The 15,496-nt window shown below is 66.9% G+C and carries 13 protein-coding genes; 6 read left to right on the top strand and 7 right to left on the bottom strand.

The window, feature by feature from the left end; all coding sequences use genetic code 11:
* The first annotated feature begins 92 nt into the window (after positions 1 to 92).
* Complete coding sequence (locus tag AC07PA_RS06590; protein ID WP_494608646.1) at positions 93 to 2,189, top strand: TonB-dependent siderophore receptor; 2,097 nt, start codon at positions 93 to 95, stop codon at positions 2,187 to 2,189.
* Between the two features lie 102 nt (positions 2,190 to 2,291).
* Here AC07PA_RS06590 and groL read toward each other — a convergent pair whose 3' ends face one another.
* From groL to AC07PA_RS06565, 5 genes are all read right to left on the bottom strand, one after another.
* Positions 2,292 to 3,944 (bottom strand): chaperonin GroEL, encoded by a 1,653-nt coding sequence (gene groL / locus AC07PA_RS06585; protein ID WP_007854022.1) that lies wholly within the window; start codon positions 3,942 to 3,944, stop codon positions 2,292 to 2,294.
* Positions 3,945 to 4,053: 109 nt separating this feature from the next.
* The gene (locus AC07PA_RS06580; protein WP_007854024.1) at positions 4,054 to 4,344 is read right to left on the bottom strand and encodes a co-chaperone GroES; all 291 of its coding nucleotides are present in this window, start codon (positions 4,342 to 4,344) and stop codon (positions 4,054 to 4,056) included.
* Positions 4,345 to 4,703: 359 nt separating this feature from the next.
* Positions 4,704 to 5,285, bottom strand: a complete 582-nt coding sequence (locus tag AC07PA_RS06575) for a VOC family protein (RefSeq protein ID WP_007854026.1) — start codon at positions 5,283 to 5,285, stop codon at positions 4,704 to 4,706.
* 31 nt (positions 5,286 to 5,316) lie between these two features.
* Positions 5,317 to 6,156: a fumarylacetoacetate hydrolase family protein gene (locus AC07PA_RS06570; RefSeq protein ID WP_007854028.1), complete on the bottom strand. Its 840-nt coding sequence runs from the start codon at positions 6,154 to 6,156 to the stop codon at positions 5,317 to 5,319.
* A 10-nt stretch (positions 6,157 to 6,166) separates the two neighbouring features.
* On the bottom strand, positions 6,167 to 6,433 hold the full coding sequence (locus AC07PA_RS06565) for a hypothetical protein (protein WP_494608647.1): 267 nt from the start codon (positions 6,431 to 6,433) through the stop codon (positions 6,167 to 6,169).
* 319 nt (positions 6,434 to 6,752) lie between these two features.
* On the opposite strand from AC07PA_RS06565, the gene AC07PA_RS06560 reads away from it, so the two are divergent.
* On the top strand, positions 6,753 to 8,378 hold the full coding sequence (locus AC07PA_RS06560; protein ID WP_035203289.1) for an FAD-dependent monooxygenase: 1,626 nt from the start codon (positions 6,753 to 6,755) through the stop codon (positions 8,376 to 8,378).
* Between the two features lie 81 nt (positions 8,379 to 8,459).
* Here the strand turns inward: AC07PA_RS06560 and AC07PA_RS06555 are convergent, their stop codons facing one another.
* Positions 8,460 to 9,497: a porin gene (locus AC07PA_RS06555; RefSeq protein WP_494608648.1), complete on the bottom strand. Its 1,038-nt coding sequence runs from the start codon at positions 9,495 to 9,497 to the stop codon at positions 8,460 to 8,462.
* A gap of 258 nt (positions 9,498 to 9,755) precedes the next feature.
* Here AC07PA_RS06555 and AC07PA_RS06550 point away from each other — a divergent pair, with 258 nt between their 5' ends.
* The 4 genes from AC07PA_RS06550 (at position 9,756) to AC07PA_RS06535 (ending at position 13,865) form a co-directional block, all read left to right on the top strand.
* Positions 9,756 to 10,793, top strand: a complete 1,038-nt coding sequence (locus tag AC07PA_RS06550) for an amidohydrolase family protein (RefSeq protein ID WP_007854035.1) — start codon at positions 9,756 to 9,758, stop codon at positions 10,791 to 10,793.
* A 122-nt stretch (positions 10,794 to 10,915) separates the two neighbouring features.
* Positions 10,916 to 11,821: a LysR substrate-binding domain-containing protein gene (locus AC07PA_RS06545; RefSeq protein ID WP_035203285.1), complete on the top strand. Its 906-nt coding sequence runs from the start codon at positions 10,916 to 10,918 to the stop codon at positions 11,819 to 11,821.
* 152 nt (positions 11,822 to 11,973) lie between these two features.
* Entirely contained in the window at positions 11,974 to 12,873 is a 900-nt protein-coding gene (locus AC07PA_RS06540; RefSeq protein WP_494608649.1) for an alpha/beta hydrolase, read from the top strand.
* Positions 12,870 to 13,865, top strand: coding sequence for a tripartite tricarboxylate transporter substrate binding protein (locus AC07PA_RS06535; protein ID WP_494608650.1), 996 nt, complete (start codon positions 12,870 to 12,872; stop codon positions 13,863 to 13,865). Before AC07PA_RS06540 ends, AC07PA_RS06535 begins: the two co-directional genes overlap by 4 nt.
* A 145-nt stretch (positions 13,866 to 14,010) precedes the next feature.
* On the opposite strand, the gene AC07PA_RS06530 is transcribed toward AC07PA_RS06535, so the two are convergent.
* Positions 14,011 to 15,471, bottom strand: a complete 1,461-nt coding sequence (locus AC07PA_RS06530; protein WP_494608651.1) for an aldehyde dehydrogenase family protein — start codon at positions 15,469 to 15,471, stop codon at positions 14,011 to 14,013.
* Positions 15,472 to 15,496: the final 25 nt, after the last annotated feature.

Genomic DNA, 15,496 nt, shown 5'->3' with positions numbered 1-15,496 from the left:
GGACGCTTGTTGTCTCAGAGCGACACCTGGTGGCTGTGGTCCAATTTTGGTTTTTAAAATGGGAATCATTCTTAACTCCATTTGAGACCATCATGAAGATCCACCACCAGCAGACGGCATTCTGCATGGGCATCGCGCTCGCGTTTGGCCTGCTTCCATCGTGGGCTGTTGCGCAGCAAGGAACGGCACCCACCCTGGGTGAGGTGCGGGTGGATGCAAACGCTGAGAAGGAGTCGGCCACGGCCCCGGTGGTGGGCTACCGCGCACGCCATGCTGCCACGGCCACCAAGACGGACACGCCCTTGTCCGAGACACCGCAGTCCGTCACCGTGGTCACGCGCGACCAACTGGTGGACCAGGGCGCTTCCAACCTGCAGGATGCGCTGCTCTACGCAGCCGGGGTGCGCAGCGATGCCTACGGCCTGGACAGCCGCTCCGACGGCATGCGCGTGCGCGGCAGCTACCCGGACGTCTACCTCGACGGCCTGCGACAGAACTACAACTGGTACACCAGCGTCACCCGCTCCGACGCCTACACGCTGGAGCGCATCGAGGTGCTGCGCGGTCCTTCGGGCATGCTGTTCGGTGCGGGCACGGTGGCCGGCGTGATAAACATGGGCAGCAAGCGTCCCTTGCAGGAGGCGCAGCGCGAGGTCGGTGTGCAGCTGGGCAGCTGGAACCGCCGCCAGGTGCAGGCCGACCTGACCGGCCCGCTGACCAAGGAGGGCGAGTGGTCCTACCGCCTGGTGGCACTGGCGCGCACGGCCGACACCCAGGTGGACCATGTGCCCGACGACCGCCGCCTGATCGCCCCTTCGCTGGCCTGGCGTCCCAATGCCGCCACCTCGCTGGTGCTGCAGGCGCACTGGCAGCAGGACCGCACGGGCAGCACCTCGCAGTTCCTCCCCTGGTCGGGCACGCTACTGCCCAACCCGAACGGCCAGCTGTCGCTGTCGCGCTTCATCGGCGAGCCCGGTGACCACTACGACAGCGACCGCGAATCGGTCGGCTGGCTGTTCGAGCACCGCTTCAACGACGCCTGGACCGTGCGCCAGAACCTGCGCCTGGCACGCAACGAGAACCGCGGCGTGTACCACTGGGGCGACTTCTACACGGCCCTTGGCGGCTTCGGTTCCGACCCGGTCAACCAGCGCGTGCTGGGCCGCTTCTACGATGACTCCCTTACCCGCACGCGCATGGCCGCGGTGGATACGCACCTGCAGGGCAACCTGGCCACGGGTGCGCTGCGCCACCAGCTGCTGCTGGGCGTGGACTGGAACCGCCAGACCGAAGACAAGGCGACCGCCAGCGCCTTCAGCACCATCGACGCCTATGCGCCGGTGTACGGCAACCTGGTGACCGCACCGCTCGAGGCCAGCCCGCGCAACGTGCAGCGCCAGGGTGGTATCTACCTGCAGGACCAGATGAAGTGGGGCCACTGGATCGTCGTGGCCGGCCTGCGCCATGACCGCGCGGTGAACAGCCTGGCCGGATCGGCCGACGACCGCACCAGCGACACCACCAAGCGCCTGGGCGTGATGTACCAGCTGCCAGGTGGCTGGACGCCTTACATCAGCTACGCCGAGTCGTTCAGCCCCGTGAGCGGCACCAACAAGCAGGGCCAACGCTTCAAGCCGCTGGAGGGCGAGCAGATCGAACTGGGCGTGAAGTACGTGCCCGAAGGCAGCGGCACCCAGTTCACGGCAGCGGTGTACGACCTCAAGGAAAAGAACCAGAAGATCGCCGACCCGGTGAATGCCGGCAATACGCTGCAGGCCGGGCAGACCCGCAACAAGGGGCTGGAGCTGGAGGTCAAGAGCCGCGTCGCCACGGCCTTCGATGTGATCGCCCACTACAACTACACCGACGTGGATGCGCAACTCGAAGGCCTGCCGCGCCACCAGGCCGCGGCCTGGGGCGTGTACCGCTTTGCGATCGGCGATGTACGGGGCTTCTCGGTCGGAGCGGGGTACCGCTGGCTGTCGTCCTTCCGCGATGGTGCCGGTCCCACCATCCCCTCGGCCGGGGTCGTGGATGCGCTGCTCGCGTACGACACGCCGCAGTGGCGCTATGCGCTCAACATCAGCAACCTGGCCGACAAGCAGTATGTGAGCACCTGCCTCGCGCGCGGCGACTGCTGGTGGGCCACGCGCCGCAACGTGGTGCTGAGCGCGACTTACAGATTCTGACGCGCCAACGAGAAAGCCCCGCAGGCCTTGCAGCCTGCGGGGCTTTTTTCATGGTGGGCACAGGGGCCGCGTGGCGGCCTGCTCCTGTGCCCGGCCAGGCAATTACATGCCCATGCCGCCCATGCCACCCATGCCGCCCATGTCGGGCATGCCGCCGCCGGCACCGGCCTCGTCCTTGGGTGCTTCGGCAACCATGGCTTCGGTCGTCAGCAGCAGCGATGCCACGGAGGCAGCGTTCTGCAGGGCCGTGCGGGTGACCTTCGTGGGGTCCAGAATGCCCAGTTCGAGCATGTCGCCGTACGTGTCGTTCGAAGCGTTGAAGCCGTAGTTGCCCTTGCCGGCCAACACAGCGTTCACCACCACCGAGGCTTCGCCGCCGGCGTTGTTGACGATTTCGCGCAGGGGCGCTTCGATGGCCTTCAGCACCAGCTTGATACCGGCTTCCTGGTCGGCGTTGTCGCCCTTGACCGAGTCACCCACAGCTTGCTTGGCACGCAGCAGGGCCACGCCACCACCGGCAACCACGCCTTCTTCCACGGCAGCGCGGGTAGCGTGCAGTGCGTCTTCCACGCGGGCCTTCTTTTCCTTCATTTCGACTTCGGTGGCAGCGCCAACCTTGATCACGGCCACACCGCCGGCCAGCTTGGCCACGCGTTCCTGCAGCTTTTCGCGGTCGTAGTCGGACGTGGCTTCCTCGATCTGCACGCGCACTTGCTTGACGCGGGCTTCGATGTCACCTGCAGCGCCGGCGCCGTCGATGATGATGGTGTTTTCCTTGCCCACTTCGATGCGCTTGGCCTGGCCCAGGTCGGCCAGGGTCACCTTCTCGAGGGTCAGGCCCACTTCTTCAGCAATGACCTTGCCGCCCGTCAGGATGGCGATGTCTTCCAGCATGGCCTTGCGGCGGTCGCCGAAGCCAGGAGCCTTGACGGCTACGACCTTCAGGATGCCGCGGATGGTGTTGACCACCAGCGTCGCCAGGGCTTCGCCTTCGACTTCTTCGGCAATGATCAGCAGCGGACGGCCAGCCTTGGCGACTTGCTCCAGCGTGGGCAGCAGGTCGCGGATGTTGCTGATCTTCTTGTCGAACAGCAGCACGAAGGGGTTGTCCAGAATCGCGGATTGCTTTTCGGGGTTGTTGATGAAGTAGGGCGACAGGTAGCCGCGGTCAAACTGCATGCCTTCCACGACGTCCAGTTCGGAGTCGAGGGACTTGCCGTCTTCCACGGTGATCACGCCTTCCTTGCCAACCTTGTCCATGGCGTCAGCGATCAGCTTGCCGATGGTTTCGTCGGAGTTGGCAGAGATCGAGCCGACCTGTGCGATTTCCTTGGAGGTGGTGGTGGGCTTGGAAGCCTTCTTCAGCTCGATCACCAGGGCCGTCACGGCCTTGTCGATACCGCGCTTCAGATCCATCGGGTTGATACCGGCGGCCACGTACTTGAAGCCTTCGCGCACGATGGCCTGGGCCAGCACGGTGGCGGTGGTGGTGCCGTCACCAGCGTTGTCGCTGGTCTTGGAGGCCACTTCCTTCACGAGCTGGGCGCCCATGTTCTGCAGCTTGTCCTTGAGTTCGATTTCCTTGGCCACGGACACACCGTCCTTGGTCACGGTGGGGGCGCCGAACGAGCGCTCCAGCACCACGTTGCGGCCCTTGGGGCCCAGGGTCACCTTGACCGCATTGGCCAGGATGTTCACGCCTTCAACCATGCGTGCGCGGGCTTCGCCGCCGAAAACTACGTCTTTTGCTGCCATTTGGAGCTCCTGAAAATTAACTGAATCAATTACGACTGTCTTGGGGAAAAAGAAAAAGCGCGGTGAGCAGGTGCCAGGCAACCATGCATGGCACGCGCTCGGCAGCTTTTTACTTTTCGACCACTGCGAACAGGTCGTCTTCCTTCATGACCAGAAGCTCGTCGCCCTTGATCTTGACGGTCTGGCCCGAGTACTTGCCGAACAGAACGCGGTCACCGACCTTCACGTTCAGGGCGATCAGCTCGCCCTTGTCGTTCTTCTTGCCGGGGCCGACGGCCAGCACTTCACCTTGATCGGGCTTTTCAGCGGCGTTGTCGGGGATCACGATGCCGGAGGCGGTCGTGGTTTCGCTTTCGATACGCTTGACGATCACGCGATCGTGCAGGGGGCGAAGGTTCATTGCATTGCTCCTGGTTCAAAAATTACCGACGGTACGCAGCGCCTGGAAAAGCCAGTCACTGCCAAACTTCATCCAGCAAGGGGTGTTAGCACTCCGTTGCAGTGAGTGCTAATGATACGGGCATTTGTTGCCGTTTCAAGACATGGGGGTGATTGGAAGATGTCAAACACGCATCCGGTTGTGCGGAACGCGGCCGTGGAGCCGCCCCGAGCAGAGGGTATTTGTAACTAATTGTGAATAAATTCAGACCACTGTGCGAGGCTGCCAGGCCGCCAGGCCGCCAGGGCCAGAGTCGACTGGCGAAAAAAAGGGCCCGCAAAAAGGGGCCCGAATCCTTGGAGGTGCCAATGGTTCGCGGGTTAGCCCATCAGGGTACCGCGGATGTCAGAGACCGGCAGGTGCTCCCTGCGCGGCAGCAGGTCGGCTTCTGCTGTTCCCATGTTCAGGCGCGCGAGGTAGACCTCGGGGTCGAATTCCACGCCGATCGGGTTGGTTTCGAAGTGGGGGCCGTTCATGAAGCCGTTGGCGTCGTCGTTGGTCGTGAAGCAGTCGGCCTGGAATTCCATCTGGTTGCCATCGGGGTCGGCGTAGTAGATGGAGACCGTCACGCCATGGTGGATGCACCAATACGGCAGAACACCCCGGGCCTTGAGTTCGGCGTATTTGGCGATCAGCTCGGTCAGGCTCTGGAAGCCATAGGCCACATGGTCCACGCCGGGCTGCCCGCGCGGCACGCGGTCCTGGGACTCGCCCTTGAGGATGCCCAGGTTGAGCAGTGCGACACGGTGGTGCTCGTCGTCGTAGGTGACAAAGGCGATCACGGGGTTCTGGTACTGGACATGGCCGCCGAACACGGTCACGTACCACTGCAGCATCTGCTCGAAGCGGTAGGTGCGGTACACGACGTGTGCGAACGAGCGGGGGCGGATGGTATCGGTCATGGACAACTCCTGAATCTGGGCGGCGTGGGTTTCAGACCACCCGCTGTGTCTGGGTACCGAGCGGACCGGCGGACAGCGCCATCACGTCGCCACGGCGCAGGAACACGGGGTTGGGCTTCATGCCCAGGCCCACGCCTTCGGGCGTGCCGGTGATCACCACGTCGCCTGGCAGCAGCGTCATGAACTGGCTCAGGTGCGAGACCACCTCGGCCACGCCGAAGATCATGTCGGAGGTGTTGCTGCGCTGGCGCAGCTCGCCGTTGACCCTGAGTTCCAGGGGGATGGCCTGCGGATCGGGCAGTTCGTCGGCGGTGACCAGCCAGGGACCGATCGGGCCGAAGCCGTCGAAGCTCTTGCCCTTGCCCCACTGGCCGCCGCGCTTGATCTGCCAGTCGCGCTCGGACACGTCGTTGGCCAGGCAGTAGCCGGCCACGTGCAAGAGTGCGCGCTCCACCGGCACCTGCCGCGCCAGCGTGCCGATCACGAAGGCCAGCTCGATTTCCCAATCGCCGGCCTCCGATCCTGGGGGCAGGGTGATGTCGTCGTTGGGCCCGGCGATCGAGGTCAGAGCCTTGTTGAAGACCACCGGCTCCTTGGGGATCTCCATGCCAGCCTCCTGCGCATGCTTGCGGTAGTTCAGGCCGATGGCGACGAACTGGCGGATGCCGGCCACCGGCACGCCGAGCCGCGTGCCCGCGGGCACCAGGGGCATGCGGGCGAGGTCGATGGCCGCCAGCGCACCGAGCTTCTCGGGCGACAGCCATTCGGGGGTGAAATCAGCGACCAGAAGAGACAGGTCGCGGACCTGGCCGGCGGCGTCGAGCGCGCCGGGCTTTTCCTGGCCGGGCAGGCCATGGCGTAGCAGCTTCATGGGATGGACTTCAGTAGGGGGTTGGGGGGGCGCTGGCCACGAACTCGATGTGGCTGATGCTGCCGTCGAACATGGAGACAGCCTCGGCCACCTGGGGGCGCAGTTGGCGGCGCTCTTCGGACGCCAGCATGCGTTCCAGGTCGGCGCGGCTGGCAAAGGTCACCAGCACCTGGCAGGCGATGGCGGGCGGGGAGTCTTCCAGGTTGCGGGGCCACAGCGCGTACACGCCATGCACACCGGGCATGGCCGCGAGGCCCGGCACCAGGACCTCTTGCATGTGCTTCTGGAAGCGTGTTTCGGCACCGGCCCTGACCCGGCCAGTCCAGAACGCGGAACGTATCCACGGGGTTGTCTCGGCTGTCACGGCCATCTCCTTTGTTGTGGGCGCATCGTAGGACTGACGACACCGCCGAGGGAGATGGAAAAAAGCGCCTGTCGATGCCGCCCGTGAATCAACTTGGCGCCACAGATGGCCGGGTGATCGAAACCAGCTATCAATGCCACGCGTGCGGCATCTGTTGGCGCTCGTGCTTGGTTCCTACGATCCCGACTCGCAAAGCGGCGACAGCTGCGCCAACCAAGCCAAGGATGACAACATGAATCAACCCCTCCGCACCACGCCGCGTGTTCTGATCGTCGGTGCAGGCCCCACCGGACTGGCCCTGGCCATCGAGCTGGGCCACCGCTCCATCCCCTGCCTGGTCATCGAGCGCAATGCGCGGGTCGGCCATGCGCCGCGCGCCAAGACCACCAATGTGCGCACGCGCGAGCACCTGCGGCGCTGGGGCATTGCCGACAAGCTGCGCCAGGCCTCGCCGCTGGGCGTGGACTACCCCTCCAACGTGCTCTTCGTGACGCGGCTGGCCGGCCATGAGCTGGCCCGCTTCGAGAATGCGATGTACTGCGCGCCCGGCAAGAACCCGATGTACTCCGAGCATGCCCAGTGGATCCCGCAGTACACGGTGGAGGAGGTGCTGCGCGAGCATGCCGCCTCGCTGCCGGGCGTGGAGATCCGCTTCAACTGCGAGCTGCTGGGCTTCGAGCAGGGCGACACCGTGGCCGCCCGGGTCAAGGACCTCGACGGCGGTGGCGAGTCCGTGATCGTGGCCGACTTCCTGGTGGGCGCGGACGGCGCACGCAGCGCCGTGCGCGACGCCATCGGCGCGAAGATGGAGGGCAGCTACGGGCTCTCGCGCAACTACAACGTGGTGTTTCGCGCGCCCGGCCTGGACAAGGCCCACCGCCACGGCCCGGCCATCATGTACTGGCAGGTCAATACCGATGTGCCCAGCCTGATCGGCCCCATGGACACCGGGGACCGCTGGTTCTTCATGCCCACCGCGGTGTCCGAAAGCGTCAAGTTCCGTGCGGCCGACGCCGCACCGCTGATCCAGCGCGCCACGGGGATCGACCTGCCCTACGAGATCCTCAGTTCCGACGAGTGGGTGGCGAGCAAGCTGCTGGCCAACCGCTACCGCCAGGGCCGTGTCTTCCTGGCGGGCGATGCCTGCCACCTGCACCCGCCCTTCGGTGGTTACGGCATGAACATGGGCATTGCCGACGGCGTGGACCTGGGCTGGAAGCTGGCTGCCGTGCTGCAGGGCTGGGGAGGCCCCCGGCTGCTCGACAGCTATGAGGCCGAGCGCCGCCCGGTGCACCAGTTCGTGATGGACGAGGCCACGGCCAACCACTCGACGCTGAGCAACCAGCTGGTGCAGGACGGGCTGGAGGACGACTCCGCCGCGGGCACGCAGGCGCGGGCTGCCATTGGTGCGCGCATCATGGCCGCCAAGCTGCGCGAGTTCAACACCCTGGGCGTGGTCAAGGGTTACCGGTATGTGGCTTCGCCCATCATCGCCAGCGAGGAAGGGCCCGAGCCCGAGGCCGACTTCCTCAACTACCTGCCCTCGGCGCGCCCCGGCAGCATCGCACCCCACGCCTGGCTGCACGACGGGCGCTCGCTCTACGACACCTTTGGCAGCGGCTTCACCTGGCTGGTGACCGATGGGTCCGAGGATGCGGCCGCGGAGCAGGTGCAGGCCGCGGCGCGGGCCTGCCAGCTGCCACTGACCGTGGTGCGCGCGCCAAAAGGTTCCGTGGCAGCACTCTATGGTGCGCGCCACGTGCTGGTGCGTCCGGACCAGCACGTGGCCTGGCGCGGGGATGGCTTGCCCGCGGACCTGGTGGCGCTGCTGGCACGGGTGAGCGGGCGCAGCAGCTGATTCCCGAGGCCCGCTGCCGGCAGCGGGCGCACAAGAAAAAAGCCGCAACACGGTCCGTGTTGCGGCTTTTTGCATGGAGGCTCAGAACGTGTGCATCATGCCGATGTTGATGGCCGTGGCGTTCTGCCCGGCCACCGGACCGTTGGGGCCCAGGGCACCCTGCTCGGCCAGCGCGGGGCCCATGCGGTAGGCGGCCAGACCCTTGTTCGACAGGCGGGCCACGTTCGCGAACAGCATGGTGCGCTTGGACAGCGAATGCCAGTAGCCGACGCCCAGGGACGATGCGTCCGCGTTGCGGGCATCCTTGTGCACGTAGGAGGCCTTGATCTGCCCCACGCCGACGGGGATCGACACGCCGAGCAGGTAGCCATCGACGTTGGGCAGTCCGGCCACGTGGTTGGTCTGGGCCTGCGCGTGGAGCTTGACCACCGAGAAGTCGTAGGAGGCCGCCACGGACGTGGTGCGGCTGGAGACCGGGCCTCCAGGGCGGCCCACGGTGGCCCCATCGACGCGGCTTTGCTCCACATAGGCCCCGACGTACAGCGGTGCGCTGTCGTAGTCCACGCTCAGGGCACTGGCCTTGCCGACGGCCTGGCCTTCGCCCAGCGCATGGTAGAAGCGGGCCGAGACATCGCCGAGCTTGGGCGAGAGGTACTGCAGCGCGTTGTCGTAGCGCAAGGTGTAGCCGCGCGCCACCTGCAGCACATAGGGCTGGCCGCCCGGCCCGAAGCGCAGGAACGGGTCCGCACGCAGCGACTGCCACAGCCCTGGCGCCCACTGGCTGCCCAGCTGCAGCGAGCCCATCGTGGGGCTGCTCAGGCCCACGTACGACTCGCGGCTGAAGAATTTGGTGCCGTCGGTGACCGCGCCCGTGTCCGCCTGGAAGCCCGATTCCAGCTTGAAGTAGGCACGGTTGCCGCCGCCAAGGTCCTCGCTGCCGCGCACGCCCCACAGGGATGCGTCGCTGGTCAGCACGCTCAGGCGCGACGCGGCGCGCGTGGGCGTGGAGCCATAGCTGAAATGCTCGACACCGACATTGATGCGGCCGTACAGCGTGACGCTCGACTGGGCGTGGGTGGAAAACGGAACGGTGGCAGCAATGGCTGCCACGGCAAGCATGGATTTTTTCACTTTGTCTCCTGATGGGTTGTCAGTCGCCGCATGGGGTTGCGAGCAACTGGGCCCCGAAGATAGGGAGCGAAGAAGTTCCGCAACAGATGACGGAATCGTCGGTTCGATAGCGTTGGCGCATCTCTCGGGGCCGGCCCTGCGCAGGCGGCGTGGAGCGATTCAGAATCCGTGGCGCATGCGCGTTTTTGTGATCTACCGGGCAGCAGCCCGGGTCGCTTAAAGTGCCTGCAGGAGACACCGAGACCCATGACCACGACTGCAAAACCCACCAAGATCGATATCTACAACCACGTCATGCCCCCCGCCTACCTGGAGCTGGTGAACCGGCATGGCAAGGAGCCCGGCATGGTCCGGCGCATGAATTCCCTGCGCATGCTCTGGGACATGGAGGCACGTGTGAAGATGCTGGACCAGTGGCCCGAGGTCCGGCAGGTCATCACCTGTGCGGTGCCGTCGCCGGAAATGCTGGGCGGGCCCGATGTCTCCCCGGGCTACGCGCGGGTGGCCAACGAAGGCATGGCCGAAATCTGCCGCCAGTGGCCGCACAAGTTTCCGGCCTTCGTGGCCTCGCTGCCCATGAACAATCCCGCGGCCGCGCTCGACGAGATGGACTATGCGATCGAGGTCCTCGGCGCCAAGGGCGTGCAGATCCTGACCAGCGTCAACGGCAGCGCGCTGGACCGGCCGGAGCTGTTCGAGGTCTTCGAGCGTGTGACCACAAAGCACGGCATGCCGGTGTGGATGCATCCCACGCGGCCAGCCAGCCGGGCCGACTACCCCGACGAGGACAAGTCCCAGTACGAGATCTGGCAGGTGCTGGGCTGGCCGGTGGAGACCAGCGTCGCCATGGCCCGCATGGTGTTCTCGGGGCTGCTCGAAAAGCTGCCCGGGCTGCGCCTGATCACGCACCACTGCGGTGGCATGCTGCCGTACTTTTCCGGGCGTGCCGAAACGCTGTGGGCCCAGCTGGGCAGCCGCAGCATCGACGGGTCGGACGCCGACGCGCTCAAACGCCTGTCCAAGCCGCCGATCGAGTACTTCAAGATGTTCTACGGTGACACCGTGCTCGGTGGGTCCAGTTCCGCGCTGCGCTGCGGCCTGGATTTCTTCGGCGCCGACCACGTGGTGTTTGCAAGCGACTGTCCGTTCGATCCCGAGGGCGGACCCATGTTCATCCGGGAGGGCATCCGCTCCATCGAAGACCTGGACCTCGACGAGAAGGACGCGCGCAAGCTGTACTTCGGCAACGCGTACAAGCTGCTCGGGATGCACGGCGACTGCTGAACGCGTTGCCGCCATCGGGCCGATGGTGCGGGATTCCCCGGATGCCTGGCGCACGAGGGAGGGCCGATAATTTTCGGCTTTCTCCCTCTTTTGCATAGCGCATCCCACGCCAAACTCCGCCAGTGAAGTTCAATTCGATTCGTGATTTTCTGGCAGTGGCAGAGCGTGGAAGTTTGCGTGCCGCAGCGCGCCAGCTGGGACTGGCGCAGCCGGCCATGACGCGCAGTATCCAGGAGCTGGAAAAGGAACTCGGTGCGGTGCTGTTCGAGCGCCGTGCGAAAGGCGTGCAGCTGACGCCCATGGGCGAAGTATTCCTGCGGCGTGCGAAGGCCGTGCGCAGCGAGTTCCGGCGTGCCCAGGAAGAGATCGAACAGCTGCAAGGTGCGACCCATGGGCACATCCGCATGTGCCTCTCGAGCGTTGCCCATATGGCCTTGCTTCCCAATGCCCTGGGGCCGTTCAGGCAGGCCTTCCCCAAGGTGACCCTGGACCTGTTCGACGCCGTGCTGCCGCGGGTGGAACTGGAGCTCACGGGCGGGACGATGGACTTCTACATCGGCCCGATCCTCGGGGAGGTTTCCGGCGAGTTGACGGTGGAAAAGCTGTTCGACAATGAGCGCGTCATCCTGGGGCGCAAGGGGCACCCGCTGTCATCCGCGAGGTCCTTGAGGGACCTCGTGGGCGCAGAATGGGTCAGCACCTCGGTGACGCACCGTGCCGAAGACGAGCTCTCCCCCCTGTTCAAGCAGCACGACCTGCCCGCCCCCAGGCTGGTCGTGCAGGGCCACTCCGCGCTGACCTTCTTTTTCACGGTGGCGCATTCCGACCTGCTGACGATGCTGCCCCAGCAGTGGGCGCAGGTGCCCCTGTTCAAGGGGTTTCTGCAGAAGATCGATGTGCAGGAATCGCTGGCTGCGCCGCCGATCTGCATCGTGCGCCGCACCGGCCTTCCGCTCACGCCCGCGGCCGAGTACTTCTGCGACATGATCCGCCGGGCCGCACTGCACATGGACACCGTGGTGCCTTGAGGCCGCAGGGCCCGCTGCGATGCAATCGCAGCATCGGTTTCTCATCTTTCTCATCTGTCCGTTGTTTCCCTGAGGCATTACGCTGCGCGTTCGGTGGGTGGATATGCACCCGGGCATGGCCCCACAGAAGCATTTCAACGGAGACAAAAAGCATGAATACCTCATCGTTCCAACCCGGCCCCGCCGCCAAGGTCGCCGGCGACCTGACCGGGCGCGTGCGGCTGCCCGGCAGCAGCAATAGCCGCCCCCCGCTGCCCCTGGTGGTCGCCCTGCACGGCGGCACCTACACCTCGCGCTACTTCGACATTCCCGGCGCATCGCTGCTGGACCGGGCCGTGGCCAACGGCATCCCTGTGGTGGCGCTGGACCGCCCGGGCTACGGCGGCAGCCCGGCCCTGCCCGCAGCGCAGAGCACCGTGAAGGGCCAGGCCACCTACCTGCTCAAGGTGCTGGAAGACTGCTGGCAGCGCTATGGCGAGGGCACGCGCGGCATCTTCCTGATCGGCCACTCCATCGGCGGCGCCATCACCGCCAGCCTCGCCGCCGAGGCGGCCAGTGCAGCGCCCGCCTTCCCGCTGCTGGGCATTGCGCTGTCGGGCATGTGCCTCAAAACCCCGCCCGAGCACAAGCCGCTGTGGGAGAGCCTGCCCGACACCCCCACCGTGGAGATGCCCGGCCCCGTCAAGGTGCAGATGATGTTCGGCCCGGCGGGCAGCTACCATCCGGCCATGGTCGAGGCCAGCCAGGCGGCCGATGCGCCAGCGCCCAAGGCGGAGCTGGTGGACATCGTCAGCACCTGGACGGACAACGCGCCCGCCACGCTCGCGGCCATCCGCGTGCCGGTGCACTACCGCCAGTCGGCGCAGGACCCGCTGTGGATCATGGGCGCCGACGAGGTCGCGGGCTTTGCCCGGGCGCTGGCGCACTCGCCGCGCGTCGATGCCGCCATGGTGCAGCAGACCGGCCACTGCATGGACTTTCACCACTACGGCTACACGCTGCAGCTGCAGCAGCTGGCGTTTGCCCTGCAGTGCGCATGCGAGGCCACATGACGACGCCACTGTGCAGAAGACAGCTGCTCGCCTGCCTGGCGGCGCCCGGCCTGCTCGGTACCGGCCTGCACGCTGCCGCGCAGGCCCGCGCCGCGTTCCCGGCCCGGGCCGTGACCCTGGTCGTGCCGTTCACGCCCGGCAGCGGCAGCGACACCATTGCCCGCCTGATCGGCCCGCACCTGGCTGCCAAATGGGGCCAACCCGTGGTGGTGGACAACAAGCCCGGGGCCAGCGGCGCCATGGGTGCGCAGGCCGTGGCCCGGGCCGAGCCCGACGGCCACACCCTGCTCATGGCCATCAACACCCACACCATGACGCCCGCGGTGCAGGCGAGCCAGCCCTACGATGCGGCACGCGACTTCGCCGCCGTGGCCAAGCTGGCCGAGGCCAACTTCGTGCTCGCGGTGAACCCGGCCCTGCCGGTGCAGGACGTGGCTTCGCTGGTCGTGCTGGCCAAGGGCCGGCCGGGCAAGCTCAACTACGCCACGCCGGGCAATGGCACGCCGCACCACCTGGCCATGGAGCTGTTCAAGGCGGACCAAGGGGTTTTTGTGGTCCACGTGCCCTACCGCGGCATCGCCAATGCCACGACCGACCTGATCAGCGGGCAGGTGGACATGATGTTCGGCTCCGTGCCTTCGCTGCGCACTCAGATCCAGGCGGGGCGCGTCAAGGCGCTGGCCGTGACCGGCGAAAAGCGCAGCGATCTGCTGCCGGCGGTGCGCACCTTCCGCGAGCAGGGCTTTCCTGCCATGGACGCGGTGGACGCCTGGTACGCGGTGCTGGCACCGGCGCGCACCCCGGCCGACCTGGTGCAGCGCCTGAACCGCGACTTCGTCGAGGCGATGAACCGTGCCGATGTGCAGGCCGAGCTGGCCAAGCAGGGCCTGCGCGTGAGCACGGGCACCCCGGCCCAGATGGGCGCGCTGATCAACACCGACATCGCCCGCTGGAAGGGCGTGGTCAAGCGCGCGGGCATCACGGCCGACTGACGCATGCGCCGGAGCGCCGATGGGGATGCCAAGCCAGTCGGCCCGCGCCGGCTGGCTTTTACTTTGGGCCGCCGTTGGTGCCCCGCAGAAAGGGAAAGGCCCTGGATGCCGGTCTGCATCCAGGGCCTGGGGTATGCGAAGGGTGTCACACCGGGTACTGCAGCGCACCCTGGGTCAAGGTGGTCAGGCGCACCTCGGTGAAGTCCTCGATGGCGTAGTGGCCCGAGCGCCCCCAGCCGCTGTCCTTGACGCCGCCATTGGGCATGGCCGGCTCGCCGGCCATGGTGGCGCCGTTGATGTGCACCATGCCGCAGTCGAAGCGCTCCGCCAATGCCAAGCCGCGCTGCGCATCGCGCGTGAGGATGCCGGCGCACAGGCCGTACGGCGTGGCCAGCGCCTCGGCCATGGCCTGCTCGGCGTTGTCCACGGGCTGCACGATCAGCACCGGGCCGAAGGTCTCTTCGCAGCTCACCGGGGCCGTTGCCGGCACATCCACCAGGATGGTGGGCTCGTACACGCGGCCGTTGGCACGTCCGCCGGTCACTACGCGCGCGCCCAGGGCCACGGCTTCGTCCACGCGCTGGCGCACCTGGGCCAGGGCCCGGTCGTTGATGAGCGGGCCGATCACGGTGCCGGGCGATGCCGGATCGCCCAGGGGCAGCGACCGCGTCTTGGCCGCCAGCTTCTCCACGAAGGCGTCGGCGATGCTGCGGTCGACCAGCACCTTGCGCGTGTTCATGCAGATCTGCCCCTGGTGGAAGAAGGCGCCGAAGGCCGTGGTGTTCACCGCCAGGTCCAGGTCGGCGTCGTCCAGCACCAGCAGCGGGTTGTAGCCGCCCAGCTCCAGCACGATGCGCTTGAGCGCGCGGCCCGCACGCTCGGCCAGCATGCGGCCCGTGGCCGAGGAGCCGGTGAAGTTGATGCTGCGCACGTGCGGGCTCTCGAAGAACGCGTCGGCGATCGGGCCGGCGTCACCGGGGCCGTGCGTCACCACGTTGAAGGTGCCCGCGGGGAAGCCGGCCTCTTCGAGCACCTCGGCCAGCACCAAGCCGGCGGACAGGGGCGCCTCTTCCGAGGGCTTGAGCACCATGGTGTTGCCGAACGCCATGGGCAGCACCACGGTGCGCCAGGCCAGGCAGAACGCGCCGTTCCAGGGGGCGAAGCCGGCCACCACGCCCAGGGGCTTGCGCACGGCCATCGCGAAGCGCCCGGGCGTGTCGCTGCGCAGCACGTCGCCCGCAGGCCGGTAGCCCCAGCCCGCGGCCTGGCGCAGCAGGTCGACGGACCAGCGGATCTGAAAGCGCGCAAAGCCCGAGGCGGTGCCGGTCTCGGCCGCCAGCAGGCGCACGAAGTCCTCGGCGCGGCGCTCCACGATGTCGGCCGCGGCCAGGAACAGCCGCTGACGTTGCCCTGGCGGCATCGCGGCCCAGGCGGGGAAGGCGGCGTGTGCGGCGTCGATGGCGGCCTGCGCGTGCTGCCGCGTGCCGGCGGCCACCTGCGCCACGACCTCGTCCGTGAACGGATTGCGGTCGGGGAAGGTGGCTGTGTCAGGGGCGCTCCAGCGCCCTGCGATGAAGTGGGTGGTGTGGTCGATCAAGGGGGGCATGGGGTCGTGTCTCCGGTTCTGGGTG

It is taken from the genome of Acidovorax sp. GW821-FHT09B03 (assembly GCF_059418305.1).
Note: the sequence above shows the minus strand (reverse complement) of the source record. Positions and strands in the feature narration are given on the sequence as shown.